The sequence below is a fragment of the Psychrobacter sp. PG1 genome (genome assembly GCF_014897815.1).
In the GTDB taxonomy this organism is placed as follows: domain Bacteria; phylum Pseudomonadota; class Gammaproteobacteria; order Pseudomonadales; family Moraxellaceae; genus Psychrobacter.
The window spans coordinates 137,250-162,997 of the sequence record NZ_JABUZG010000057.1; the positions used below are offsets into that span (position 1 = coordinate 137,250).

At 43.7% G+C, this 25,748-nt stretch carries 22 protein-coding genes; 16 read left to right on the top strand and 6 right to left on the bottom strand.

Annotated elements, in window-relative coordinates; genetic code table 11:
* The first annotated feature begins 104 nt into the window (after positions 1-104).
* The 7 genes from INT03_RS08640 (at position 105) to INT03_RS08670 (ending at position 10,149) form a co-directional block, all read left to right on the top strand.
* Positions 105-1,880, top strand: coding sequence for a hypothetical protein (locus INT03_RS08640; protein ID WP_193008617.1), 1,776 nt, complete (start codon positions 105-107; stop codon positions 1,878-1,880).
* Positions 1,881-2,234: 354 nt separating this feature from the next.
* Positions 2,235-4,322, top strand: coding sequence for an EAL domain-containing protein (locus INT03_RS08645; RefSeq protein WP_193008618.1), 2,088 nt, complete (start codon positions 2,235-2,237; stop codon positions 4,320-4,322).
* Between the two features lie 289 nt (positions 4,323-4,611).
* A complete protein-coding gene (locus tag INT03_RS08650) occupies positions 4,612-5,076 on the top strand; it encodes a c-type cytochrome (RefSeq protein WP_193008619.1) in 465 nt (154 codons plus the stop codon).
* A 218-nt stretch (positions 5,077-5,294) separates the two neighbouring features.
* Entirely contained in the window at positions 5,295-6,323 is a 1,029-nt protein-coding gene (locus INT03_RS08655; RefSeq protein ID WP_055124649.1) for an AAA family ATPase, read from the top strand.
* A gap of 148 nt (positions 6,324-6,471) precedes the next feature.
* Positions 6,472-7,521: a hypothetical protein gene (locus tag INT03_RS08660; RefSeq protein WP_193008620.1), complete on the top strand. Its 1,050-nt coding sequence runs from the start codon at positions 6,472-6,474 to the stop codon at positions 7,519-7,521.
* On the top strand, positions 7,518-9,794 hold the full coding sequence (locus INT03_RS08665; protein ID WP_193008621.1) for a transglutaminaseTgpA domain-containing protein: 2,277 nt from the start codon (positions 7,518-7,520) through the stop codon (positions 9,792-9,794). Before INT03_RS08660 ends, INT03_RS08665 begins: the two co-directional genes overlap by 4 nt.
* Positions 9,795-9,861: 67 nt before the next feature.
* Positions 9,862-10,149, top strand: coding sequence for a DUF4031 domain-containing protein (locus INT03_RS08670; RefSeq protein WP_193008622.1), 288 nt, complete (start codon positions 9,862-9,864; stop codon positions 10,147-10,149).
* Positions 10,150-10,352: 203 nt separating this feature from the next.
* Here INT03_RS08670 and INT03_RS08675 read toward each other — a convergent pair whose 3' ends face one another.
* A complete protein-coding gene (locus INT03_RS08675; RefSeq protein WP_193008623.1) occupies positions 10,353-10,871 on the bottom strand; it encodes a DUF302 domain-containing protein in 519 nt (172 codons plus the stop codon).
* 173 nt (positions 10,872-11,044) lie between these two features.
* Entirely contained in the window at positions 11,045-11,938 is an 894-nt protein-coding gene (locus INT03_RS08680; protein WP_193008624.1) for a LysR family transcriptional regulator, read from the bottom strand.
* A gap of 191 nt (positions 11,939-12,129) precedes the next feature.
* Between INT03_RS08680 and INT03_RS08685 the strand changes: the two genes are divergently transcribed.
* The gene (locus INT03_RS08685; protein WP_055124643.1) at positions 12,130-13,254 is read left to right on the top strand and encodes an S-(hydroxymethyl)glutathione dehydrogenase/class III alcohol dehydrogenase; all 1,125 of its coding nucleotides are present in this window, start codon (positions 12,130-12,132) and stop codon (positions 13,252-13,254) included.
* A 74-nt stretch (positions 13,255-13,328) separates the two neighbouring features.
* Here the strand turns inward: INT03_RS08685 and INT03_RS08690 are convergent, their stop codons facing one another.
* Together INT03_RS08690 and INT03_RS08695 are read right to left on the bottom strand one after the other, a co-directional pair.
* Positions 13,329-14,057: a haloacid dehalogenase type II gene (locus INT03_RS08690; RefSeq protein ID WP_193008625.1), complete on the bottom strand. Its 729-nt coding sequence runs from the start codon at positions 14,055-14,057 to the stop codon at positions 13,329-13,331.
* A gap of 229 nt (positions 14,058-14,286) precedes the next feature.
* On the bottom strand, positions 14,287-14,955 hold the full coding sequence (locus tag INT03_RS08695) for a DsbA family oxidoreductase (RefSeq protein WP_193008626.1): 669 nt from the start codon (positions 14,953-14,955) through the stop codon (positions 14,287-14,289).
* 326 nt (positions 14,956-15,281) lie between these two features.
* Here INT03_RS08695 and nfsB point away from each other — a divergent pair, with 326 nt between their 5' ends.
* The 8 genes from nfsB (at position 15,282) to INT03_RS08735 (ending at position 23,843) form a co-directional block, all read left to right on the top strand.
* Positions 15,282-15,938, top strand: coding sequence for an oxygen-insensitive NAD(P)H nitroreductase (nfsB, locus tag INT03_RS08700; RefSeq protein ID WP_193008627.1), 657 nt, complete (start codon positions 15,282-15,284; stop codon positions 15,936-15,938).
* Between the two features lie 300 nt (positions 15,939-16,238).
* Complete coding sequence (locus INT03_RS08705) at positions 16,239-16,886, top strand: 2Fe-2S iron-sulfur cluster-binding protein (protein WP_193008628.1); 648 nt, start codon at positions 16,239-16,241, stop codon at positions 16,884-16,886.
* Complete coding sequence (locus tag INT03_RS08710) at positions 16,883-17,875, top strand: FAD binding domain-containing protein (RefSeq protein WP_193008629.1); 993 nt, start codon at positions 16,883-16,885, stop codon at positions 17,873-17,875. Before INT03_RS08705 ends, INT03_RS08710 begins: the two co-directional genes overlap by 4 nt.
* Positions 17,876-17,877: 2 nt before the next feature.
* Positions 17,878-20,337, top strand: a complete 2,460-nt coding sequence (locus INT03_RS08715) for a xanthine dehydrogenase family protein molybdopterin-binding subunit (protein ID WP_193008630.1) — start codon at positions 17,878-17,880, stop codon at positions 20,335-20,337.
* Positions 20,338-20,463: 126 nt separating this feature from the next.
* Entirely contained in the window at positions 20,464-21,852 is a 1,389-nt protein-coding gene (locus tag INT03_RS08720; RefSeq protein ID WP_193008631.1) for an XdhC family protein, read from the top strand.
* Positions 21,849-22,589 carry an NTP transferase domain-containing protein gene (locus INT03_RS08725; protein ID WP_193008632.1) on the top strand — a complete coding sequence of 247 codons (741 nt, stop codon included), beginning with the start codon at positions 21,849-21,851 and terminating at the stop codon, positions 22,587-22,589. Before INT03_RS08720 ends, INT03_RS08725 begins: the two co-directional genes overlap by 4 nt.
* 31 nt (positions 22,590-22,620) lie before the next feature.
* Complete coding sequence (locus tag INT03_RS08730; protein WP_193008633.1) at positions 22,621-23,196, top strand: GNAT family N-acetyltransferase; 576 nt, start codon at positions 22,621-22,623, stop codon at positions 23,194-23,196.
* Positions 23,197-23,321: 125 nt separating this feature from the next.
* Positions 23,322-23,843 carry an HdeD family acid-resistance protein gene (locus INT03_RS08735; protein WP_087814292.1) on the top strand — a complete coding sequence of 174 codons (522 nt, stop codon included), beginning with the start codon at positions 23,322-23,324 and terminating at the stop codon, positions 23,841-23,843.
* A gap of 470 nt (positions 23,844-24,313) precedes the next feature.
* Here INT03_RS08735 and INT03_RS08740 read toward each other — a convergent pair whose 3' ends face one another.
* Together INT03_RS08740 and INT03_RS08745 are read right to left on the bottom strand one after the other, a co-directional pair.
* Positions 24,314-24,928 (bottom strand): hypothetical protein, encoded by a 615-nt coding sequence (locus INT03_RS08740; protein WP_055124632.1) that lies wholly within the window; start codon positions 24,926-24,928, stop codon positions 24,314-24,316.
* A gap of 41 nt (positions 24,929-24,969) precedes the next feature.
* Positions 24,970-25,587 (bottom strand): hypothetical protein, encoded by a 618-nt coding sequence (locus tag INT03_RS08745; RefSeq protein WP_060491697.1) that lies wholly within the window; start codon positions 25,585-25,587, stop codon positions 24,970-24,972.
* Positions 25,588-25,748: the final 161 nt, after the last annotated feature.

The window sequence follows — 25,748 nt, forward strand, 5'->3', positions numbered from 1 at the left end:
TTTGATGGTTGCTGCTGATTTGTATCTTTTATCTTGTATTGTTGCATACGGCATGGTTGAATATTTGCCTCCTGCCAAGTTACTCAAGGTTACTAGGAATACTGATGATAACTTTATCGACGTTTCAAGAGCACCTATCTTCTACAGAGGCATTGCCACTAGCTTCTAAGCGATCCGCTAATGGCCAAGAAGGTTATTTGCTAAAATTGTTGGCAGCGTTACCTTCGCAAACGCAAGCACAGCAAGCTGAACAATTAGCAAAAATACTTACGGTACTACGTGTGGCCAATATCGATGAGTCGCAACGTCTTACCCTTATGGCGACGGTGATAGACGCCTCAGATCAGTTAATTGCCACTTTGCGACAGTCTTATATTTATGAGACAGGTGCGCTTAGCGACATTCAAATGGGTTATGTGGCTCAAATAAAGTCGCTATATTATTCAATGATTATGGTCTATGACAGAGTGATACGTCATAAAACCTCATTGCTCAATAATCAGCGAAAATACGCTGCAAGTAATGGCTGGCAGCGCTATTTTAATGGTGATAAGTCTTCATCAACGACACTCGCCATTGCTATTTACCAGACGCTGCTGATGTACCAGAAGCTATTGGGCGAAGAAGCACTGTGCTATCAAAAACCCTCATCTTACTTATGGCATAAAATCAATCAGCTGTATTACCTTGCTTATCAGTACCATGCGGCTGAGATTAATATGAGTGTTACGGCAGGCACCCAGCGTGCCAAGACGGTTCATCAGCTGTATTGCCAAATTTGTTTATACAGTCTATTAAATGTACGTGCCATGCGTCGTCCCAATATTCTGCTCGTCCAACGTTTGTTACCTGAATGGGCTAAGCATATCGTTGCGACGATTGAGCCAACCACCGAGACCCGCGTGTTCGTTGATTTACAAAGTGACAATCCGCCAACTTACCTGACGGCCAGCTCTACAATCAACCCATACGACGATCGCTATCACTGTTTATTTATAGAAATTGCCCCGCTGGTTGAGTATCTTAAACGACGCAAACAGGCTTTAGTTAAGGAAGGGGGTGACGGCGTTGAGAGTCACTTGCTTAATAAAATAGCGATGACGCTCAATTACCGCTATTTACAGCCGCCGCTCACCCTAGCGACTAAACATAGTGCGAAAGAAGACGCTGTTTTGATTACAGGTTTTAATAATATTCATTACCGGGTGAGCCATTCGCATAGCTTTACCAGTTTAATCGCTATAAAAGAGTTACCAGATGAGCAGCGTCCTCGTTATGATACCGTGAATAAAAAACAAGACAGCAGCCACGTATTAGCCAGTGAAACCTTTGATCATAATGATGATTTATCACTATTTCGCACCCTGCGACTATCACTAACAGTAGATACTTTAAATAAAGACCGCTTTCATGAAGATGTCTTTCATAAAAACAGTGTTCATAAAGACAGTCTTAACATAGTGGCTGATGAGAATGCATCTGCGACGACTGCACCGCCAGCATTACATATGATGAGCCTTTTTTTAGTCTGTCGATCTGATACAATCACGCCGCCTGATTGGTCGATGGGTGTGGCGCGCTGGCTTGATTTTGATAGCAAAAACCCAGAGATCGAGTGGCAAGTACTCGGACATCAGCTAGTGGCTTGTGGCTTGCGTTTAGAAGGTAGAGAAACGCGTAGTCGCCATTTTGTGCCAGCATTTATCCTTGGTAGAGATGAGCGACTACAAACCACTGGTACTTTGATTGTACCGACTTCTTACTTTCAGACCGATGATAGAGTCATTATGCGTATTAATAGCAAACAAACCCCTTTACGTTTGGGGCAGAGGTTGCTGATTACGGATGAGTTCAGCCAGTATGAGGTGGTGCAGCTGTAGTTTGTTTGAGCGTCTATTGAAAAGTTGTCAAATAGTAATGTCAATAAATGCTGGTTTAAAGGTTACTTCATTGAATTTTTTTATTCGATAATAGCAGTGAATAAATGTACTGAATAATGATGATAAGTTAGTCTGCAATCAGTCAAGTTATTGTCTATAATGATTGATACAGTTATGTTCGTTTATACGATGTTTTTGCTTCGCCAAGATGTCGCCTTGATTCGAAAGACGATGCCAATCTACTAAAAACCGCTAAGCCTATCCCTGATAGTATTTTCCTTGCTAGGTTAATGCTTGGAAAAGGTGTAGGGTATCAAACATAAAAATAAGATCACAAGATCCAAAAGGCTTCTTATGCGTACTCAGTCCATCTTAAACCTCTTAGTCATTGATGACGATCAGCTCTACGCTGAGCGCCTTGTGCACTTACTAGGTTGTTATTATGACACCATCAATTTAGGGTTTTTGGACGATAAAGAGGAGCTGTTAAAGTCACTTCGACAACCGTGGGATGTCTTGGTGTTTGGCAATGCTTATGATATGAGTTTCACCGATGTGGTGGGCGTCGTCCAAGAGCAAAGTATTGATTTGCCTATGATCTGCCTATTCAATGAAGAGATGGTAGCGTCCACCAATAATGATGAGGGGTTACCTGATATTATTAGCGGCACGATGGTCAAATCGCTCAAAGTAGACCAAGAGATGGCAGTAGTGATGTCTATCTGTCTACAGCATGATAATTTACGCAGTCGCCGTGAGCTTAGAACGTTGCGACATGTTCTCTCTGAAGCAGAGCAACGCGCCAACGTATTGATTAAAAACTCTAAAAGTGCGGTCGCTTATATTGATCAGGGTATCCATATTTTTGCCAATGACCCTTATCTTCAGCTTTTTGGTTTTGAGTCGATTAATGATGCCATAGGCGTGCCTGTTGTTGACCTGATTGCAGGCGGTGATAACGTTAAGGGTTTCAAACAGTTCTTACGTCAATTTGATAAAGGCAGCCGCCAAGAAGTCGAGTTCAATTTTGAAAGTAAGCGGATGGATGGTAGTACTTTTGAGGCAAAGCTACAATTGGCAGCCGCGACCTTAGATGGCGAGCCAGTGACGCAGGTTATTATCCAACAAAACCATAATAATAGTGCGGAAGTCGCTAAGCGTTTGGCAGCTGCTGAATGCAAAGACAGCCTGACAGGAATCAACAACCGCCGCGGCTTTGAAGAACAAATGGCAATCGTGTACCAGCAAGCACGTCAAGGTGTACTGACGGCTGGGCTTTTGTATATTCAGCTCGATAATGTCGGTAAAATAAGAAGCAGTCTAGGTTTGCAAGGGGTAGATGCGACCGTCAAGCAAGTCGCCTATGCGTTAGATGAGCTGATATCAGACGGGCATGTGAGTCGTTTTAGTGATACTGCCTTTACCATACTGGTCGAGGACAAGAGCACCACAGAGCTTGAAGAACTGGCTAAGCATATTGGTTCACGTATCAGTGATATGCTGATTGAAGTAGATAAGCGTACGACCAGTACGACTGTCAGTATTGGGATTGTCAAAATCGAAACCAATACAGCAGAGCCAAGTATCGTGCTCGAACGTGCGATGGATGCCATCAATCAGATTATGATAGAGACCTCTAATCATGGCGGCACTTATCATTTATATGATCCAAGCGAGCATGCCAATAGTGATGATCATGCGCTTGCCGAATCTTTAGTTGATGCCATTGCCAATAGCCGTTTTGAGTTATCTTTCCAGCCAATATATGATATTAACAATGACCGAAGCGACTTTTTTGAAGTATATCTGCGGTTGCCATTGGCGGATGCGGACAATACGATATTGACACCTGATCAATTCATGGCAGTCGCCAAGACGCATAAATTGCTCGAAAAAATAGATCGTTGGGTGCTCATCAATGCCTGTAAAAAGGTCAATGAGGTACGTAAAACACATCCTGAAGCCAGATTGCTAGTGCAATTGACTAGTGCCTCATTGATAGACAAAAAACTGCCTAGTGTTGCCAGTCAGCTTATAAAGGCGGTGGGTGGTGCAGCTGGTGTGCTCACCTTGCAGTTCAACGAAAAAGACGTCTCAGACCATCTTACAGTGGCAAAAACACAGTTTGCCGCCCTTAGCCAAGTCAGCTGTCAGATGGGCATCAATAACTTCGGCTCTTCTGCCAAATCCATAGAGATTGTCAGTTTTGTACAGCCAGATATGGTGCGTTTAGCACGTAGCTATGTGGATGGCATTGACTCAGCAGACAATTTAGAAACTGTCAAATCACTTATTATGCGTACGAATGAAGTCAATGTGGACGTATTGATGCCTTATATTGAAGATGCGGCGACCATGTCCGTTGCTTGGAGCGTGGGCGCGCGCTATTTACAAGGCTATTATTTAGAAGAACCCAGCAGTACGATAAAGGTTGCGACCTAACGTCATTTAGGATCCGTTTGATATGCAACTATCAACAGTGCCTATTTATGGAATACTCGACACGGCTTAATAGCTCATAAATTTTTTATCGCCATAAATTACAAAAGCCTTACTCAAACTGTCCTATAAGCGTTGTTTATTGGCTTAATATGCCCCAATAAATAACGTTATGTTTTTACAAGCAGCTATTTAGACGTGAAGAGGGTTCCACTTTGTATGTGTTTGACCCTACCTTATCATTTTTATTGTTCACCTATAGCTGACATTCCTTAACCAAAGATTGCCGAAAATGCCCATCATTAATAAATATCAAATAAGCAGTATATTTGCTGCTGTTTTATTGCTCAGCGCTTGCGGAGAAAGTACGCCACCGGATCATCGTGCTGCTGTAACATTGCCGATCTATACGGAAGGTAATGCTGATAACGGCGCGATCATTTATCAAGACGCTTGTGGTCAATGTCATCAGCTGAATGCGGGGCTCAACAAAAAAGGTCCGCAGCTGATGAATATATACGGTGCGCCCGCCGCTGAGCTAGAAGATTACACCTATAGTGACGGGCTAAAAACATCAGGTTGGGTATGGGATGCGCAAACGCTCGACCCTTATATTGCAGATGCAGAAAAAGCCATGCTAGACTCAAAAATGCTATCAAACCCGATGCCCGATGCGCAAGAACGCGCAGATGTCATCGCTTATCTGTCAACGCTTCGTGCCGCCGTGCCGATAATTGAAGATGACTCAAAGCAATAGCCAGTTTATGGTGTGTCCTCAAGCTAAACGAAAGCGACTAAATGGGCTAAAGATGGTTAAATTTTGCCAAATCATGTCAAAAAATTGGTTAATATCTTAATATTATCAGCGCTATTTTCCTTGTTTGGCTGCCATTTATCTCATTTTTGTCACCACTTTCAAAATAAGAACACGCCCTAGAAACACTAATCCCATAAGAAATGAGCCAATAATTGACTATGACCCACGCAGCTATCGATAGAGCCATTACAACACCACATCCATCAGCAGCAGAGGTGATTCATAAGTCGACCTTTAGCGCTGCTGACTATCGTCACAATCAGCAAAAAATTGCCCAACTTATGGCGCAGTTAAATCATATTGTGTTAGATAAGCCGCAAGTGGTTAAGCTTGCGCTGAGTGGTATTTTGGCAGGTGGACATTTGTTACTGCAAGATCTGCCGGGTATGGGCAAGACGACGTTGGCGCAAGGCTTGGCGCAATTATTAGGCTTGAGCTTTAGTCGTGTACAGTTCACCAATGATATGCTGCCAGCAGATATTTTGGGGATGAGCATTTATGATCAAAAGAAACAGCAATTTGAGTTTCGAGCAGGTCCTATTTTTACTCAGCTGCTACTCGCTGATGAGATTAATCGCTCTAGCCCTAAGACGCAAAGCGCGTTGCTAGAAGCGATGGAAGAACGGCAAGTCACTCAAGATGGGCAAACCTATCCTTTGCCGCAGCCGTTTTTTGTCATTGCAACCCAAAATCCTTTGCAGCAAGCAGGTGTCTATCCGCTTCCTGAATCGCAGCTAGATAGATTCTTACTATGCTTATCACTTGGTTATCCGTCGCCTACCGCAGAGCGTGAGCTATTAAAAGGTCAGGATCGCCGCGAGCTACTAAAAAATTTAGATGCGTTGCTTGATACCGAGGCGGTCTTATTAGCACAGCAAGGTGTTAAACACGTTTATGTCGCGGATGTGGTCTTAGATTATCTGCAGCGATTGGTCGCAAAAACACGAGCAAGCTCCGAGTATCATGGCTTATCACCGCGTGGAGTATTGTCGCTACAGCGTGCCGCGCAGGCTTATGCGTACGTATCGGGGCATATGGAAGTGACACCTGAGGATATCCAAGCGGTGTTTGCCGCGGTCACAGATCATCGTCTCGGTCAGCGTTTTGTACCCGCACATGTGACTGGTGGGCAAGCGAAACAGACCATCGCACAACGTATATTGGCAGAAGTGGCTGTTGTCATTTAAATGATGGTTATTTCAATAGTTGTTATTTCAATCACTGTTATCTGAGTATTTATTTTTCAGCTGCTTGTTGTTTCATAGCGTATTTGTTTTTAAAGCTATCACCAATTATGAATGAGAGTATCAATTTTATGGTAAGGATAGGGTAGTCATGCGCTTTTTGCCAAAAGCCTTAACCGTACCAGCCACTTCCGCATTAAGCCGTTGGTTTGCCTCGCGTGCGCCCAAAAGTGATAGTGCCACCCTCAATTTGCGTAACGTCTATATCTTTTTTAGCCGTGAAGGGACGCTATATGCAGTGTTATTAATTATTACCTTTATTGCTGGCATTAACTATGGCAATAACTTGGTATTAGGTTTATGTTTTTATTTGGTCAGCGTCTGGCTTATCAGCTTTCATGTAACCTTTGCGCACATTTCAGGTCTGCAAGTACGTTTGCTTGAAGTGACTATGGCAGAAGCGGGCGCGCCTGTTTGGGTGACTTTACAGTTGCGCAGTGAGAGCCGCCAACCGAGACGACAGTTGTTATTTAGCTTCGAGCAGGCTGATGACAAGCCTAATAATAAAACAGATAAAAAAGCCCATAAAAAAATCAAACATGGCGCTGATAATAAACAGTCGATACTTGTGACACGACTGCAAGGCGAGCAAGTGATTCGCTTGCCAGTACCGACGCAGAATCGTGGGCAGTTTGAATTACCACGCTTAAAAATTAAAACGGTTTATCCTTTGGGCATTATGCGGGCGTGGTCCTATGTGTATTTTGCCCGTACTGCTTGGGTCTATCCAAAACCTGCAGTGTTTGATTGGCAGGCGCAATATGCTGTTGCCAGTCAGGAGGATTTGCCAACAGGCGGGCAATATCGGCAAGGTCAAGATGATTTTGAGCGGCTAGATAACTACATTGAAGGCGAGTCGCTGGCACGGGTATCGTGGGGACATGTAGCACGTGGTCAAGGCATGTTGACCAAGCACTTTGCTGATCCAGTCGGTCATGAGCAAACGTTAGATTATGCGGATATGCCAGCAGCACATCATGAGCAAAAACTGGCACAACTGGCGTATGGGGCGATGAAATTAGGTGAGCTGGGCGTGACATTTCATATGCGCTTACCCAATGATACCCATTCTACTGCACCAATGGGTGAAGGCGATGGCTTTGCACAAACTTGCTTGTTAAGATTGGCGAAAGTGCCATGACCAATTTTAAAAATCACTCTTCAAATGAGACAGAGATAAACTCCGTAAGTTTTGAGCAGTTGGCACTGGGTCAAAACGTCACTGATCGTGCTATACGGGATAGCGCTGCAAAATGGACTCGTAAGCTATTCGCCTTGCCTGCTTATTATTGGGTACTAATTGCTCAAATTACCGTTATTTTACCTCATGCGGCGCATCTGCCGTTTTGGTTGATAGGTTTTGCGGTGGTCAGCATTGCCGCACAGCTACCGTCTATAAAAGCTAAGTTCAAAAAAATAGCGCATTTAAAACGCGTCTATCAAGGCATGCAAATGCTCGGCTTTTTATTGGGGCTGGCAGGTCTATGGCTGACTTACAATACAGCGTTTGGACTGGATATGGGCGTGGCATTTTTAGTGCTCTGTCTCATCAGCAAGCTGTGGGAGATGTATAAGCGGCGTGATGCTTATGTGGTCCTAAACTTGTCACTGTTTGTCCTTGCTGCGCTGTTTTTGATGGATCAAGGTCTTGTTACGACTTTAGAAGTGATTGTGGGTGCGGTTATCATATTATTGGCATTTATTGCGCTTAATGATGACGGCAACACTCGCGGTGATGGTCGCTTGCGTACTTTGGGTGTGCTGGGTATCGGGGCATTACCATTATTAGTCGTGCTATTTTTGTTCTTCCCGCGCTTGCCACCACTATGGTCAGTACAGCTCTCAGGTCAGCAAGCAACCACTGGCGTTTCCGACAGTATGTCGCCCGGTGATTTTGCCAATTTGGGACAATCGACTGAGCTGGCGTTTCGGGTAGAGTTTGCAGATAATCGCCCGCCGCAACAGCAATTGTATTGGCGCGGTTTGGTGTTTAGCGACTTTGACGGTATTACATGGCGTCCTAGCCCTCAGCAACGACAATGGCGACCTGCACCGCAAATGCCATATTGGATTGAGAATGCCTTTGCAACTGTCCCTGATGAAGTAAAGGTTGCGCCTACCAGCTATGAAATTATCCTAGAGCCGACGCAGAAAAACTGGCTATTTGGACTTGATTATCCTTTTTCCCAGCGCCAAGATGTCAGTATTACTTCAAACTTTACCTTATTAAAAGATCAGCCCGTCACTCAGCAGTTACGTTATGAAGTATTGCAATTTGCACCGATGCGTATTGATCCTGTTCTTTCGGATGAGTTGCGACGTCTGAATCTTGCCTTGCCAGCCGACGGAAATCCGCAAGCAAGAGCACTGGCCCAGCAGTTATTTGCGCAATCAGGATCAGATCCAGTGCGCTATATGGCGGCTATTGAACGCTGGATTAATCAAACAGAATTTCGTTATACGTTATCACCGCCACGGCTGAGTAATAACCGTATTGACGAGTTTTTATTTGAGACCAAAGCTGGGTTTTGTGAGCATTATTCTTCCAGTTTTACCTTTATGCTGCGCGCCGCTGGCATACCCGCGCGCGTCGTCGCCGGCTATCAAGGTGGTGAGCTGAGTCGCGGTGGTAATGTGTGGGAGGTGCGGCAAAAGGATGCGCACGCTTGGACGGAAGTTTGGCTTGAGGGTCAAGGCTGGGTACGTGTCGATCCGACGGCTTTTGTCGCGCCTGAGCGTGTCGAGCAAGGGATGGATGCGCTGACGCAGGCACAAGGAGCGGCAATGTTCGGCGATGGCGCTAGCGCACAAATCAGCTATCAGCAGTATCAAATGCTACAAACCTTACGCCGTCTGTCCGACCAAGCCAGCTACTATTGGCAAAAAGATGTCGTTGGTTACGATCAGGACAAGCAAGCTGACTCGCTACTCAAATGGTTTAACATCCGTTCAATCACGCAGCAAATTATTTGGCTAGCGGCAAGTGCTATTACCGTCATGGTGATTTTGGTCTTTGTCATTTGGCAACGTCGCCGTAAGCGTTGGCATCCAGCAGACCAGCCGCTTGCACAGTTATCAAAACGTATTGGCAAAGCGGATAAATCACTTGCTCGTGATGAAAGTGAAGGTCAGTTGGCTTGGCTTGAGCGTGTGGCAATAGCGGTTAATGACCGAGAAAATGATTCAAAGGCTGATATTAACGCTGATATCAATGCTAAAAGCAATAATAAGAGCAGTAAAGCTAGTAAGCTCACAGATAGCGGTCATTCAGATATTGTCCAAGCAAAAATCATGCAGATGAGGCAGGACTATCGTCAGCTCCGTTATGGGCGTCTAAGCACACTTGGAACCAATCATAGCGAATACCAAGCCGTACTCAAACAGCTAAAGAAAGATGCGAGTGAATTGTTCTAGTGGCTGTTTTGTGAAAGCGTTGCTTAGCACATGATAAAAAATTAAGGATAATAGAGGAGGCGGTTCTATGGCGATATATGTGGATTTTATGCAGATAGAATTTAAAGGCTATAAGTGGTGCCATATGCTGGCAGATACCCTGCAAGAGCTGCATGATTTTGCCGCACTGATTGAAGTGGATAAGCGTTTATTCCATCGAAACGCCAGCTATCCGCACTATGACGTCACGGTACAAATGCGAGAAACGGCGATTCAATATGGCGCTATTCCTGCTGGTCGAAAAAAGATTATCGAATGTGCAAAGAAGTTAAAAGTAGAGTTGCATGAGCAAATAGCACGGTCTGAGGATTACTAATACGTTAATCTTTTAAAGGCATAGAAAAGGTGGGTTATGCTTTTGCATCCCACCTTTTTATATCTTTAGGTTTTCACCCAACGCTTATACCCTCTCAAAAAATTAGAGTAGCAAGGAAAACGAGTGCAAGTACGACATCTAGTAGACTAGGCGAGCGGAACAAGCAAAACTGACGTCGTTAATCGTATTTTTTGGGTTTGGTATTACTTTGCAACTGCTGCTTTACTGACACCATCAAGGGCTTTTGCAATATTCGCCAATTGGGTATCACAACCTTTGATATTGTGACGACTCTTTAGGTATTCGGGATTGTTGTACGACAACCAAACTTTTTTATCAGCATCTTCACTGATGAGGATTTTTTGTGGTAAGTCGATAGCGACGCTTTGCTCGCAATTCATCAATGGCGTACCCGCTTTTGGATTACCAAACATAATCACTTGCGTCGGTCTTAATGTTAAATTGACACCTTGGGCGTTCTTTTGATGATCGACGCGTGCAAATACTTTCATACCTTTGCTTTCAATAATTGCCGCCAGTTTATCTGCAGTATCTTGCACGGAATGATTGCTTTGCAGCGTAACCAAGCCTTTTTCGGCATCGATAGCAGTCATCGTTGCTGGCATTGATGGTGCTTTGTCTGGCGTGTTTAAAATATTTTCAACACTGGCGCAAGAGGATACTGCCAATGCTAGGGCAGCGATAGAGAGAATCTTAAGCATGAAAAGTCCTTTTATTGTCATTGTTTATTCAGCACATGATGGCTGGCAAGATCGAATATTTAGTGTGAACCATAATATTCCTTGTGCTTAGTAGCATTGTGCGTAATAAACCGCGCATAGTAAAGCCTCGCATTGCAACACACCTTAAAAAATGCCTAAGCCAAAACGCATAGCTAAACCAAATGCTCTGCTAGATAATCGACGAGCAGTCTAATCTTTGGCGATAAATGACGGTTGTGCGGGTAGACAGCCCAGATACTTTCTTCAGGCTCTCGATAGTTATTCAATAAGCTGACCAGCTCACCTGATGCTAAGTATTTTTGCACATAATAATCAGGTAGCTGGACGATACCCAGACCTTTTAACGCAGCATCGACTAGACTGTGACCGCTGTTATATTGGACACTGCCAGACACGCGCAGGTTTTTTTCTTTATCAGCATTTTTTCCAGAATCTATTTTGCCATCTTCTATAAAGTGCCAATAGTCACGCGTGCCAAGTAAGCAGTTATGCTGACTCAGATCGCTCAAAGAATGTGGTATGCCGTATTTTTCGAGATAAGCGGGCGCAGCACAAACGAAGTTGGTACGACGGCTGAGCTTTTTTGCCATCATCGTCGAATCGCTTAATTTGCCGATACGAATCGCCAAATCATAACCGCCATCAATGAGGTCGATTTTTTGATTGCTCAAAAACGCCGTCACTTCGATATCGCGATATTGCACCATGAAATCATTGACTAATGGCAATAATTGCTGCTCGCCATAAGTGACAGGAGCGGTCAGCTTAATCCTACCTTGCGGCTTTGATTGTAAATTGCTTACTGCTTGCTCAGCGGCATCCAAGCCATCGAGCACACCGCGGCAGTGCTGATAAAACACGCGACCTTCTTCAGTCAGTGATACCTTACGCGTCGTGCGATACAGCAGTTTAATATTCAGTCGCTTCTCTAAAGCGCTTATCTGCCGACTGACTTGCGCGGTAGAAATGCCCAATTCTTTTGCCGCGCGCGTAAAGCTTTCGTAATCTGCTACATAAACAAATTCGCTAATACCATCCCAGCGCATGATTATTACCACTGTGTAAAAGATATTTGCAAATATAGCATATTGTTATCGCTATAGAAAAAACTATAATAGCCAATATAAAGCTTTACAGACTGCTACAACTGCCGCTTGCCTCCATTCAACAAGCAAGATAAGCTGAATAGAGGTCTGCGCTTAATAACCCATAAAATGAATTAAAAAGAGAGATGACGATGTCAGATAAATTTATTAAATCAAAAGCCGCCATTGCTTGGGGCCCAAATGAGCCACTATCTATCGAAGAAGTGGATGTCATGCTGCCCCGTAAAGGCGAAGTATTGGTAAAAATCGTGGCAAGCGGCGTCTGTCACACTGACGCTTTTACTTTATCTGGTGAAGACCCAGAAGGCGTGTTCCCAGCGATTTTGGGTCATGAAGGTGGCGGTATCGTTGAGCAAATCGGCGAAGGCGTCACCAGTGTGCAAGTCGGCGATCATGTCATTCCTTTATACACAGCAGAATGTGGCGTCTGTAAAATGTGTACCTCAGGCAAAACCAACTTGTGCTCAGCGGTACGCGAGACCCAAGGTAAAGGCTTAATGCCAGACGGCACTACGCGCTTTTATAAAGATGGTGAGCCAATTTATCATTATATGGGCTGCTCAACCTTCTCTGAATATACCGTGTTGCCTGAGATTTCTTTGGCGAAAGTAAATAAAGAAGCCCCACTAGAAGAAGTCTGCTTATTGGGTTGCGGTGTCACCACGGGTATGGGTGCAGTGATGAATACTGCAAAAGTTGAAGAGGGTGCAACCGTTGCTATCTTTGGTCTCGGCGGTATTGGTCTATCAGCGGTCATCGGTGCGGCAATGGCAAAAGCCAGTCGTATCATTGCTATTGATATCAATGAGAGCAAATTTGAGCTGGCTAAAAAGCTTGGCGCAACCGACTGCATCAATCCAAAAGATTATGACAAGCCAATTCAAGAAGTCATCGTTGAATTGACCGATGGCGGCGTCGATTATTCATTTGAGTGTATCGGTAACGTCGATGTCATGCGTTCAGCGCTTGAGTGCTGCCATAAAGGCTGGGGCGAGTCGGTCATCATCGGTGTTGCTGGTGCTGGACAAGAAATCTCTACTCGCCCATTCCAGTTAGTGACTGGTCGCGTCTGGCGCGGTTCAGCGTTTGGCGGTGTTAAAGGTCGTAGCGAGTTGCCAGGTTATGTTGAGCGTTATTTGGCTGGTGAGATTCCACTGCAAGATTTTATTACCCATACCATGCCATTAGAAGATATCAACGAAGCGTTTGATTTGATGCATAAAGGTGAGAGTATTCGTACGGTTATTCATTTTTAAAAATCATTATTAATAATAGTGATTATAGATTTAGCCTTATAAAATAGCAGTATGCTAAACCAAAAATGCCGTCCTTATATAGGGCGGCATTTTTTTGGTATTGGTAATTGTTTTTTAGTGGAAAAAATTATCTGTTCGGCAAGCGTGGTTAGATCTGCTGCCATAAAGTCAGGTACTGGAAGGTTTGGCGCTGATAGTAAAGCATTGTGCGGTCGCGTGAGAAACGCCCCTTGGCAGCCAGCCGCTTGAGCGCCAATCGTATCCCAAAGATGACAAGCGACTAGGCATAAATCTGACAACTCAACAGACAGCTCCTTAGCGACCATTTGGTAGGTTTCAGGCGCAGGCTTGAACTTTGCAACCTGCTCAACACTAAAGTGCTGTTCAAAGAAATGGCTGATATCTGCTTTTTCAAGTGGCGTAGGAGACGCGCCACTTGCTGAGTTGGTCAATGTAACTAGGCGAAATCCTGCCTCACGTAGTTTTGTTAATGCTGGTATTACATCAGGATGAGCAGGCATTTTGCTCATACGCTCTTTTAATTCGTCGACATCGCTATCTATCAGCCTGACGTTATGAATATCAGAGGTCATCTGTAAGGCACTGACGCCAAGCTCACCAAAAGGCGTATAAAGTCCTGACAACGTCATGGTTTGTGAATATAGCACCAATTGGGCAAACCATTCTCTTAGCATCTGCCTGTCATCAAACAATCGGGTAAATAATGGCTCAAGCGTGGTAATGTCGAGTAGCGTCTCATTGACATCAAACACGATAATAGGAAGGGATTTATCAGAGGACATAAGGGATCCTTTTAGAAATAGCAAACGAAATCTTGCCAAAAAACCTCGTCAGGAAAACTAGGGCGTGTCTTCATTTTAAAAATGGTGATGAAAATGAGATAAATTGCCGTCAAACGAGGAAAATAGTGCAGATAATATCGGGATATTAACCAGCTGTTTGACGATGTTTGGCAAGATTTAACCATTTTTAGCCCATTTAGATGACTATCGAATGAACTGAAGATGCGCCCTAGTCTGGCATGTTAGACAGCTGCTGCAAGATATTCTTGAAATTTTCCACGCCTTGTGCACCACTAACCAGATGACGCTTATTAAAAATTACCGCTGGGACGCTTTGAATGCCTTGTTGTTGCCAATGTTGCTCTTCTGCGCGCACCTCTTTAGCGAACCTTTGGTCTGCTAACACGGCTAATGCCTCATCACGATCTAGTCCAATCTCTGCGGCGATATCAGCAAGCACTGCATTGTCAGAAATATTGCGACCATTGGTAAAATGAGCGATGAATAACGCCTGCTTTAATTCATGCATGCGACCTTGCTGATCTGCCCAGTGCAGCAATTGATGCAAGTTGAACGTGTTGTGCATACGTGTGTCATCGTTAAAGTTAAACGTAAAGCCAACCTCATTACCCGCTTCCATTAATCGAGCACGGCTAGCATCAGATTCTTGCTTGCTCGAACCGTATTTTTCCATAATATGTTCACGCATATTCTGTCCTGCGCTTGGCATATTGGGATTAAGCTCAAACGGATGCCAGTGAATCTCGTGTTCGGTGTTGGTTTGCTTGAGGGCTTCTGCCAGCTGGCGGTAACCAATGACGCACCAAGGACAAACAACGTCTGAGACGATATCGATGCGTAGTGGCTGCTCTGAGGGTAACTGCTTTGAATGTTCCATATCTATCTGCCTAATTCAGTATTTATTTTTTATATAAGCTGTCTGTGGTCGACCGCCTTATAAATCAATGCTAATTATCTATACTAATTAACTAATGCTAAGAGAATGAGGGAACGATTACAATATCGTCTAAGTTACTGTTTAATGAGTGTCCGTCTAATAAGTAGCTGCTTAAATAACTGTTCAAATGGCGGCTCAAATAACTCAGCGATGCACTGAATTATCAGCAACTTAATAACAAAATAGGTAACTACTTAACCAATCTGTAACGGTCAACAAACGGGTTTTTGCTTAAAGTGGCGGTACTAAAAATCTTGGAGTAATAAATGAAAAACATCACTGAAGCTATGAACTGGCGTTACAGCACCAAAGAGTTTGATGCCGATAAAAAAATATCAGCAGCAGACTTTCAAAGTTTAAAGGATATCCTACGACTTAGCCCATCAAGTACTAATATTCAGCCTTGGCATTTTGTGATCGCTGATGATGAGGCTGGCAAGGCACGTATCGCAAAAGGTACGCAAGGGATGTTTGATTTCAACACGGCAAAGGTGAAAGATGCCTCACACGTCATCATTTTCTGTAGTCGTATCTATGCTAATGATGAGTTTTTGCATGAAGTACTGGACAAAGAAGACGCTGATGGTCGCTTCGCAGAACCAAAATTCAAAGAGCAAATGCATCAAGTGCGCAAGATGTTTTTGGACATTCGTCGTTATGAGCAAAAAGACGAGCCGCATTGGCTGGTCGAGCAAGTGTATCTAAATATGGGCGCATTATTGCTGGGTGCTGCTACTTTAGGCATTGATGCTGTACCGATGGAAGGTGCTGATCTAAAGGCACTCGATGAAGAGTTTGATCTCCGTAGCAAAGACTACACAGCCGTTGCCGTTATCTCACTTGGTTATCGTAGTGAAGATGATTTTAATGCCGATTTGCCAAAATCTCGATTGAGTGAAGCGAGCATTATTACTAAAGCGTAATGCCCGACTGGTATTTTTAACTGACTATATTGAACTCAAATAGCGTTATAAACGGCATGTTTATAGCGCTATTTTTTTTGCTAATAAAATGAGTTTTTGAGTTTCATTTATAAAATTGATAGTGAATAAGCGAGATAAAATAGTGAGAAGTAAAGTTTTCATAGATTAAAAACTACACTGTAATAACTACAAAGTGAAAACAAATCGACATTTCTAATAAGTCATAATAAATCGATTGGCGCGACTTTTAAGAAGCGTTTAACCCTATTTTTTATGATTATCTGCCAGCGAGAAGCCAGCATGTCTACCTTGAACTTAACCATTAATAAGCAAGATTATCAGCTCGACAATCTTGATTCACGCACGACCTTACTCGATGTCTGTCGCCAGCACCTCAAAATTACGGGGCCTAAAAAAGGCTGTGACCATGGTCAATGCGGCGCTTGTACCATACTTATCAATGGGCGTCGGGTCAATGCCTGTTTGACCTTGGCAGTTATGCACGATGGTGATGAGATTACCACGATTGAGGGTATTGGCATGCCCGAATCTTTGTCAGCGTTACAACAAGCCTTTGAAGATAATGATGCGTTTCAATGTGGTTATTGTACCCCTGGGCAAATTTGTTCAGCAACAGCGTTGATCGATGAGATTAAACAAAACTGGCCCAGTCATGTCACTACAGATTTGCAAAATCCTGATGGATTACTGGTGCAAGAAATCGCTGAGCGTATGAGTGGCAATATTTGCCGCTGTTCTGCTTATCCCAATATTATTAAAGCCATCTCACAAGTTTTAGAAAATGAAATGAATGACTCATCTAAAACTGACGCAGTACAAAAATCAGAGGTGACGGGTATTTGGTCGCCACCACCTAGTGAAGCGAGATTAGGAAGCCAAACGACGAACCATAACACTATAAGTAATACGTCAGGAGGTCGCTCATGAAACGCTTTGAATATAGCCGTGCTACCGCGCCAGAGCAGGCAGCCCAATCTGCTAGTGTAAAAGACGCCTCATTTATCGCAGGGGGTACCAACCTTTTAGACTTGATGAAGTTAGAGATTGAAACGCCAGTTAAGCTGGTGGATATCACTCGCTTAGCATTAGCTCAAATTGAGAAGACTACAGATGGTGGCCTACGCATCGGTACGCTGGTGACCAATAGCGACTTGGCTGCGCATCCTGAGGTTATTGCCAATTACCCAGTGTTATCACGGGCGATTTTGGCAGGTGCGACGGGACAGTTGCGCAATAGAGCGACGACGGGCGGTAATCTACTACAGCGTACTCGTTGTTATTATTTTTATCAGACAGACAGCGCCTGCAATAAACGCAACCCAGGTTCTGGTTGCCCAGCGATAAATGGTGAAAATCGTACGTTGGCAATTTTGGGTACTAGCGAGTCCTGTATTGCCCAGCATCCATCTGATATGGCCGTCGCGATGCGCTTATTAGATGCCACTGTTGAGACGTTAAAAACGGATGGTTCAATGCGTAAAATCGCGATTAAAGACTTTTATTGTTTGCCAAAAGACACGCCACATATCGAAAACGTTTTAGAATCTGGTGAGCTTATCACTCATGTTGTGTTGCCAGCGCCTGTCAGCGGTATGCAGACTTATGACAAAGTGCGTGATCGCGCGTCCTATGCTTTTGCCTTAGTCTCCTGTGCCGCGATCGTAGACGTGACTGATAATGGGCGTTTGGACACAGTGCGCCTAGCATTCGGCGGTATTGGCACTGAGCCATGGCGCAACGAAGCCGTTGAGGCATTGTTGATAGGTACTGATGGCAATAAAAATGTCATTAAACAAGCAGCGGACTTATTGTTAAAAGAGGCTAAAGGTAGTGGTCAAAACGATTTTAAAATACCGCTGACTCGTCGTCTACTCAAACAAGTTATTCAACGCGCATTAGCGGGCAAGGGAGCATAATCATGTCATTATTGGAATCAGTATTTTCGTCAGAACCGACCAAAAAAATGATGATGAATGCGCCTGTCGAATCACTTTTTGATAAAACAGCGAGCAAGTTGGTGGGTAAGCCCATCAACCGTGTTGAAGGGTCATTGAAAGTCAGCGGTCAAGCACCTTATACGGCAGAGATTCATTTAGACAATCAAGCCTATGGTGTTTTGGTGAGCGCAACGATTGCTAAAGGGTGCGTTAAGCAAATTGATAGCAGCTCTTTAGAGGGTATTCCTAACATTATTAAAGTGGTGAACGATCCTGAGCACTTTTTACGCAATGCCCAACAAGGCGGCGCAAAAAAAGCCCCTAAGCAAGGCGTTAGTGAAATTTTTTATCATGGTCAGCCGATCGCGGTTGTCATTGCTGAGACGTTTGAGGCGGCGACCGAAGGTGCAAAAGCGCTCAAAGTGACTTATGAAGATGAGACTAATCAGGCGGCATTGAACTTTACGACAGAGCTACCAAATGCTCATGATGTTAATGAAAAAAAAGGTTCGGATAAAAATTCAGAAAAGGGTAATCCAGAACAAAGTCTTGCTGATGCTGCGGTAACCCTTGACCGCTTTTATCATACGCCAAGTCAAAACAGCGCAGCGATGGAGCCTCATGCAACGCTTGCTCACTGGGAGGGCGATAAACTGATTATGTACTCCTCTAATCAGATGCTGTCCTCGTGCAAAAAGCAAATCGTTGATGCATTGGATTTGGATCCAGAAAATGTACAATTAATTGCTCGTTATGTCGGTGGCGGTTTTGGTAGCAAGCTTGGGATTTCTCCAGAATCGATAGCCGCTGCACTCGCCGCAAAGGACTTGGGTCGTCCCGTGTTAATTACCATGACGCGCCCGCAAGTGATGGAGGCAACGATTAGACGCTCAAACACGCGTCAACGCATCGCAATTGGCTGTAGTGAAGATGGTATTATCGATACCATGATTCATGAGACGGTCTCTAGTAATTTGCCAGGAGAAGCCTTTTTTGAGCCAGCAGCGCTCTCTACGCATTATCTGTATCGCGGTGACAATCGCCGAGTCAATTACCAACAAGTAGACATGAACCAAGTATTGTCAGGCTCGATGCGTGCCCCCGGCGAAGCAGTCGGACAAATTGCCCTTGAGTGTGCGATGGATGAATTGGCAGAGCAACTCAACCTAGACCCTGTCGAGCTGCGCCGTCGTAATGAGCCTGAGCAAGATCCTAGTAAAGGTGTCCCGTTTTCCACGCGTAAGCTCATCGCTTGTATCGATCAAGCAGCTGAACAGTTTGGCTGGAATCAACGCAATGCTAAGCCTGCCAGTCGCTTAGAAGGTGATTGGTGGATGGGTATGGGTATGGCAGCGGCAGCTCGCGGCAACAGCTTAGCGCCATCAGAAGCACGGGCAACCCTGCAAATAGATAACTCAAAAGCACTAGGCGTGAAGGCGGTAATCGAGACAGATATGACCGATATCGGTACAGGTTCTTATACCGTATTTACTCAGGTTGCTGCAGATTTATTAGGGCTACCAATAGATCATATTGAAATGAAGCTTGGTGATACCAGTTTGCCACCTGCGGTAGGCTCAGGGGGCAGTATGGGCGCTGCCAGTTCAGGTAGTAGTATTTATCTTGCTTGTCAGCAGCTACGTGAAATGATCGCAGAAAAAGTCGGTCTATACCCTGACACCATTCAGCTGGATAACGGTCAAATTAAGCAGGTAGGTGAGCATGATGCTAATTTTGTAGAAACAATGGTAGAAACCGTTATAGAAGCAGGAAAAGAAAAAGTAGCAGGTTTGGGCGATAACATCGTAGATAAAGTGGCTGATTTAAAAGCTAAATTAGGTGAAATAACGGGAACCTCACTAACTGAATCGAAAGAATATGACTTCAGTAATTTCCAGACTCATTCATTAGCCGATATCGTCGCTCAATATGATGACCAAAAACTCAGTGCCAAAGGTCAAATTGCACCGGGTAAAAACGCCAAAAGTCATCGCCAAGCGTCATTTGGTGCCAATTTTGCCGAGGTCGCTGTACACCGAGTCACTGGTGAAATACGCGTTAAACGTATGACTGGTGCCTTTGCAGCAGGGCGTATCCTCAATCACAAAACCGCGACCTCGCAGTGCTATGGCGGCATGGTATTTGGTATTGGTTCGGCATTGATGGAGCAGGTGATTCACGATAAGCGTGACGGTCGGCTATGTAATCATAATCTTGCAGAATACCATGTCCCAGTCAATGCGGATGTCCCTCAGCTTGATGTTATCTTGGTAGAAGAGGACGATCCGTATACCAATCCAATGCACATAAAAGGTATTGGGGAAACGGCGATTGCTGGTGCTGCCGCTGCTATTGCTAATGCCGTTTACAACGCCGTGGGTGTACGAGTTTATGACTTTCCTATTACCCTCGACAAATTACTTTATGAACTACCAGAGTAGGTTTTTAGTCAAATAGATGGACAATATAAACCCGCTAATTGTAGTCGTTAGCGGGTTTTATAAGTGGACTAGGATGGATATAGACCGTATATAGATATAAATGATAGATAGTATATAAGAGACATTATGAATCAAATTGCTGATATTCTTAAGCTGGCACGTGAGGCTCAGCAACAACAGGTTGACGCGGTACTAGCAACCGTCGTGCGTACAGAAGGGTCAGCCTATCGCCGCGCAGGCGCAATGATGCTTATCTGTGAAGATGGTCGTTCGGTCGGAATGATTAGCGGTGGCTGCTTGGAGCCGCATATTATCAAACGTGCTTTTTGGCTCACACGTGATGGTGCAAACGTGCAAGTTTACCAAACGGGTGACGACATCGAATATGCTGAAAATGGTAATGTGCGAGCGAGCGTATCAGAAGAGGGTTTTGACTTTGATAGAGGCAGTGATAATAAGGGCACAGATAATAAATACGATGAACAAGATATTGATTTGGACGAGTTAAATTTTGGATTAGGCTGTAATGGGCGCGTACACGTGTTGTTTGAAAGGCTGGCAACGGCAATGTCTTTGTTAAATGTCATTAGTCAGGTTCGTCAGTCTCAGCACCCAGTAACGGTAGCAACTTTAATTCGCTCTACAATCTATTTTAATAACCAAAATAATCCAAACTCTCAACTTCAAATTGGTTTGCGTCTTAACCTAGATAATTATATCAAGTTAGGAAAACTCACCGCTATCGACGCTAATAATTCAGATAAAATGGTATCTAATGCTTCAAGCACAGTTATCAATGCAGTTGAAAGTTTATCCGAATATAAACTTCTCCATAAAAATGCTGAGTACGTTATCGTAAAAGATGACAATGATGATTTAGCCACAGAATGGCTGATTCAGCGCCTACAACCACAGATACGTTTGCTGATTTGTGGTGCTGGCAATGATGTGATGCCGCTAGTTACGATGGCAAAGCTGCAAGATTGGCATGTGACAGTGGTAGACAGTCGAGCGCAATATGCCACGCAGCGGCGTTTTCCCGAGGCAGATAGAGTGATGGTACTGGCGTTAAATGATAGTGACACTTTACTAAAACTAAGTAAAAATGCTGCCGTTTCTTTGATGTCGCATAGTCTCAGCCAAGACCGTGCTCGACTTGGCGTATTATTAGAGCATGCTAATCACTATAAATATCTTGGACAACTAGGGCCACGCTACCGTACCGAGCGCTTAATCGAAGAAATTATTACAAGGCTTACAAATCCTGCCAGTTTAAACCTAGGTATCAATAAGCTGCATTATCCGATTGGCTATAAGCTGGGCGGAGATGGACCTGAAGCCTTAGCACTGGGTATCATGGCACAAGTCAATGCGGTCGTCCATAATCAAAACCTATCAGCAGAAAACTCAGACACTCATCTGTCAAAAACTAACTTTACAACGCTATTTTCTACGCATATTGATTCTATAGAGACGACTGCTACAAGTGCTCGTGCATCGATAAGTTTATCATGAGCAGCGACGCATCTATTTTAGCATCTACGCAACTAAAGCCAATAAATCTATCAAAGCCACCAAACCATGTGGTCATTATTTTGGCCAGTGGACTGAGCCTGCGTTTAGGTCAAGCAAAACAGTTACTGTGTAAAGATGGCGAACCCTTAATTTGCTTCATGACAAAACTCGCACTTTCTACAAAACCGCAAGCAATTATTATAGTCATTCCTGATAATCAACCATTAATAGCCAGTGCGATGAATGAATTGGCTTTTCAGTACTCTAGGATTCAAATGGTCGTAAATTCTACGCCTGAAATAGGTATGGCGTATAGTTTGAATTTGGCTATTGAGGCAGTCACGCAGTTAACAAGTTCATTAATCGAGCGCGTCGTCATTATGGGTGTTGATCAAGTTTTACTCGATGAGCAGCATTTGGCAAAACTGCTGGCAGATAAGCGGTCTGTAGTGGCAAGTAGTTATAGTAGTTGGCAGTATTCAAATAATATGAATTTAAATGAAACGTCTGCTGTCACTGCATTAAAGCAAAATATTATCGGACTACCTTTAACGATTGATTATGATTTACTCAGAGAGTGGCAAGCATTGCTGGTAGGCGATAAAGGGCTGCGTTATTTAATTAGAGGTTTGCCGCCCAGTCAGAGAAGTACCGTTGTTAATCATCAACTGAGCTATGATATCGATACTCCTGAGCAACTTGCTCATGCCAAGCAAAAAGGCTGGCTGGATAAATAGTATTAATAGTGTCAATCCATAAGTGATAAAAATGATAAATGTGATAGAAACAGAACGTCTTTATCTCAGGCAATGGCAAGCAAGTGACTTTGCTGTTTTTGCTGAAATAAATGCTGATCCTGAAGTAATGAAATATTTCCCCAAGTTATTAAGCCCTAAAGTAAGTGACATCATCGCTAGTAAATGCCAGCAGCTTATTGCTAATCAAGGCTGGGGGCTTTGGGCCGTCAGTTTAAAAGATAGATCAAAAGAGAATGGGGCTTTTATCGGTTTTGTTGGCTTGAATGATACTCACGCAGATATGTCTTTTGCCCCTGCTGTCGAGATTGCATGGCGACTACATAAAGATTATTGGGGACAGGGCTATGCGACAGAGGCAGCACGTGCGGCGCTGAATTTCGCTTTTACTCAGCTGTCGCTCGATGAGGTTGTGTCATTCACAGCGGTTATCAATGAGCGCTCGCAATTGGTTATGGAGCGCCTTGGTATGATGAATACCCGTGCCAACTTCTATCATCCAGCCCTTGACCCTAACCATCGGCTGGCTGAGCATGTACTGTATAACATTACGCGGCCACAGTGGAACAATCAGTTAGCAGGCTTGTGACCACAAATCAATGCCCACACTCTGATATTAACAGGACTACTCGAAGATATTACTACCGTTATACAACACAAGGTAAGGTTTGCGATATAATTTATTTTCTATTAAATGTAAAATAAGGTCGTCTTATGAATCGTACATTATGGTTAGTCATTGGCATCATTAGTATTCTTGGCGGTATCTTTGCATTTTTTAATCCTCTTAGCGCCACTTTGGCCGCTGAGCAGTTAGCAGGTTTTATCTTTCTTTTGGTGGGTGTTTTACAGTTTATTGCCCTATTTCGAGCACATAGTACCACTGGAAAAGTGCTGGCGGCCATCGGCGGGGTACTTGGTGTATTGATTGGCATTGAGTTATTACAAGATCCGTTACAAGGCATATTAACCTTGACCATGGTAATTGCTATTTTATTTATGGCAACAGGTATAGTCAGAGTTGTTGTTGCTTTCGGTCTCCGTCGGACAGTGGCTTTTGTCCCAATATTACTCTCAGGGCTGCTCTCGATTATATTGGCTATCATGATATTTACCAGTTATCCGCAGTCAGCGACGTATATTCTTGGCATACTGTTAGCCGTCGAGTTGATATCTAACGGCATATCATTAATTATGTATTCACGTATACAATCAATTGTGGTACGCAATATATAATTTTAGTTCTAGGGCGTATCCTCAATTCAATTGATCATATCTAAACGGGCTAAAAATGGCTAAATTTTGCCAAACATCGTTAAATAGCTGGTTAATATCCCGATATTATCTGCGATATTTTCCTCGTTTGACTGCAATTTAACTCATTGTTATCACCATTTTTGAAATGAGGACCCGCCCTAGCAACAAACAAAAAAGACGCTATTTACAGCGTCTTTTTTTTATTTCATAATTTATTTGAATATCACATCTTAATAATGCGTAAAGCCTAAGTGCAATTTGTAGTACTTTATCCTTGTATACAAATCGTATTAAATCGGCTATAGCAGAAGATGAAAGAAAAAAAGATATTGAAAATAAAGCAGATGTGAGAGATTGAAAGAAGTGCGCTTGGTTTGATATAAGCGCACGGGTCAGTATGGCAGCGTGTCATAATGATATTTAATAGTATATCAAGTGGTTTGGTTGAATTAGCTAAGAAATCTTAAGCCCGACGTTTTCAATGCCCATACCATCTCAACAAAGGCGCGGCTATTAGTCAAAGGCTCGCCATCGATGATGAGGGCGTAACCTGAACCATCAATCCATAAAAACACAAAGCTGGTCTCAGGAATCAGTAAGTCAACTTGTTGAAAAAACGAGATGGCTTGGCTTTCGACCGCCCAGCCGCGTTGTTTTTGGCGAATCATGAAACCTGAAAAGTCAGCAGCTGCAACACTTAGCATGTCCGCTTCTTCTTGGCTGTAACCGATTCGTGCTAGGCAAAACCCTTCATCAGAGCCAATAGCGGCACGGCGTTTACCGGATAAGCTGGCAACCACATACGGTAAAAACTGGTCCAATGGCAGATTGGGTGCGGGTAACAACAAAGACAGCTTTTCAATCCAGCCGTGTTCTATAAAGCTCTGTAGCCATTCGTCAGAATAACGTTCAAGCCAATCAGCGGCGAGCAACGTCTGCCCATAGGACATTAAGTCTTGTAATGACAGCTGTTCATCAGTGGGCTCACTTTGTGAAAATGCCTCAAAAATACCGGCTGGAGTGAGGGTTAGATACGTTTTATCAGCATTTAAGTAAGAGGACATAGCGGCTACCATTGTGATGAAAGGGTTAAATCGGCGATAAATTAGGTCTTGATGGTCTGATCAAGATGCTGTTGACAGTTGTTCCAGCGCTCATCGAACTGCCAGTCGCTTTTACCCAAGCGAAACCATACTAACGAGAAGGCAAGTCGATCATTGCGAGCGATACAGTGAGCAAAGAATTCGTTTTCGATCTGCTCAATCGTGCCCCAATCCTTATCTTCACGCGCCTGCATGAGCTCAGCGGTGATGTCTTTGGATATTTCTTTGGCATCATCGCTACTGATAAGCAACCGCTGTTTTTGCTCATTGAGAGACGGCGATATCAGGACACTCCAGCGAGTCGCCAGCATACTATTGCGTTGAATATATCGCTTCTTACTAATACAATCGCGAAACCCTTGCTGGACATGAGGGTACAAGCGATCTTTAATACGCGTAAACAGGTTGTTTACATCGTAAGGAATGTCATACCAACAGCCATAAAAAAAGTCTGCGACGGCACCTTGCAGCGGCTCTTTTTCGGTTAAAAGTAATGCGGCATTGATACGTTGTTCATGAAAATGACGGTTATTGGGTGCCAAAAACACTTTACGCGAATATAAACGAAATACTCGGCGCGCCTCCATCTCATTTTCTTTGATAAGGTCTAAATCAGACATAATAGTGTCCTTTAAGTCATAGTGTCTATTATATGGCTAACAGCTTATGGCTAATATCGTATGGTCAAAATGATATAGCCACTATTGAGCGACAATAGGCTATGACTTCACTAAGCGAAACGGTGCAACGTGCCAATTAATAATTAATAATTAATAATTAA

Coding starts and splice junctions, on each gene's coding strand:
- nfsB (WP_193008627.1), top strand. CDS start 15,282: ATGAAAAACATCACTGAAGCTATGAACTGGCGTTACAGCACCAAAGAG.
- INT03_RS08745 (WP_060491697.1), bottom strand. CDS start 25,587: ATGTCTGATTTAGACCTTATCAAAGAAAATGAGATGGAGGCGCGCCGA.
- INT03_RS08725 (WP_193008632.1), top strand. CDS start 21,849: ATGAGCAGCGACGCATCTATTTTAGCATCTACGCAACTAAAGCCAATA.
- INT03_RS08695 (WP_193008626.1), bottom strand. CDS start 14,955: ATGGAACATTCAAAGCAGTTACCCTCAGAGCAGCCACTACGCATCGAT.
- INT03_RS08645 (WP_193008618.1), top strand. CDS start 2,235: ATGCGTACTCAGTCCATCTTAAACCTCTTAGTCATTGATGACGATCAG.
- INT03_RS08690 (WP_193008625.1), bottom strand. CDS start 14,057: ATGTCCTCTGATAAATCCCTTCCTATTATCGTGTTTGATGTCAATGAG.
- INT03_RS08730 (WP_193008633.1), top strand. CDS start 22,621: ATGATAAATGTGATAGAAACAGAACGTCTTTATCTCAGGCAATGGCAA.
- INT03_RS08670 (WP_193008622.1), top strand. CDS start 9,862: ATGGCGATATATGTGGATTTTATGCAGATAGAATTTAAAGGCTATAAG.
- INT03_RS08655 (WP_055124649.1), top strand. CDS start 5,295: ATGACCCACGCAGCTATCGATAGAGCCATTACAACACCACATCCATCA.
- INT03_RS08710 (WP_193008629.1), top strand. CDS start 16,883: ATGAAACGCTTTGAATATAGCCGTGCTACCGCGCCAGAGCAGGCAGCC.
- INT03_RS08665 (WP_193008621.1), top strand. CDS start 7,518: ATGACCAATTTTAAAAATCACTCTTCAAATGAGACAGAGATAAACTCC.
- INT03_RS08740 (WP_055124632.1), bottom strand. CDS start 24,928: ATGTCCTCTTACTTAAATGCTGATAAAACGTATCTAACCCTCACTCCA.
- INT03_RS08675 (WP_193008623.1), bottom strand. CDS start 10,871: ATGCTTAAGATTCTCTCTATCGCTGCCCTAGCATTGGCAGTATCCTCT.
- INT03_RS08650 (WP_193008619.1), top strand. CDS start 4,612: ATGCCCATCATTAATAAATATCAAATAAGCAGTATATTTGCTGCTGTT.
- INT03_RS08720 (WP_193008631.1), top strand. CDS start 20,464: ATGAATCAAATTGCTGATATTCTTAAGCTGGCACGTGAGGCTCAGCAA.
- INT03_RS08735 (WP_087814292.1), top strand. CDS start 23,322: ATGAATCGTACATTATGGTTAGTCATTGGCATCATTAGTATTCTTGGC.
- INT03_RS08640 (WP_193008617.1), top strand. CDS start 105: ATGATAACTTTATCGACGTTTCAAGAGCACCTATCTTCTACAGAGGCA.
- INT03_RS08705 (WP_193008628.1), top strand. CDS start 16,239: ATGTCTACCTTGAACTTAACCATTAATAAGCAAGATTATCAGCTCGAC.
- INT03_RS08685 (WP_055124643.1), top strand. CDS start 12,130: ATGTCAGATAAATTTATTAAATCAAAAGCCGCCATTGCTTGGGGCCCA.
- INT03_RS08660 (WP_193008620.1), top strand. CDS start 6,472: ATGCGCTTTTTGCCAAAAGCCTTAACCGTACCAGCCACTTCCGCATTA.
- INT03_RS08715 (WP_193008630.1), top strand. CDS start 17,878: ATGTCATTATTGGAATCAGTATTTTCGTCAGAACCGACCAAAAAAATG.
- INT03_RS08680 (WP_193008624.1), bottom strand. CDS start 11,938: ATGCGCTGGGATGGTATTAGCGAATTTGTTTATGTAGCAGATTACGAA.